This is a genomic window from Kitasatospora sp. SC0581, assembly GCF_048159585.1.
GTDB lineage: Bacteria > Actinomycetota > Actinomycetes > Streptomycetales > Streptomycetaceae > Kitasatospora.
On record NZ_JBLRWA010000240.1, the window covers coordinates 1 to 362 of the forward strand.

Consider the following 362-nt stretch of genomic DNA (forward strand, 5'->3'; position numbering starts at 1 on the left):
GTTCCCGGTCAGGCGGGTGCTGGAGATGTAGAACCGCCCGTCGACCCAGTCGATGTCCTTGGAGTAGAAGCTGTTCTCGATGTCCGCGACACCCTGCGGGTTCTGCAGCAGCTTGGCCGGCTGGTGGGCGCTGCCGCCGGTCGGGATGGAGACGACCTGGCCGCCCGCGTCGTAGGACGGCTTGACGTACGCGACGAGCTGACCGCCCTCGGCCTTCAGCGGCATCATCGACTCGTCCGCGGGGGACTTGGTACGCCACTTCTCCTTGCCGGTGGCGAGGTTGATGGCGACGATCTCGTTGGCGCCGCTGGTCGCCTCGGTCGGCAGGTAGAGGGTGTTGTCGGCGACCGCGACGCCGGAGC

Annotated in this window: 1 pseudogene; it reads right to left on the reverse strand. The window is 68.0% G+C overall.

Features of this window, described 5'->3' with window-relative positions:
- A pseudogene (locus ACLWS4_RS37950) lies at nt 1-362 on the reverse strand (hypothetical protein); the annotation flags it as partial.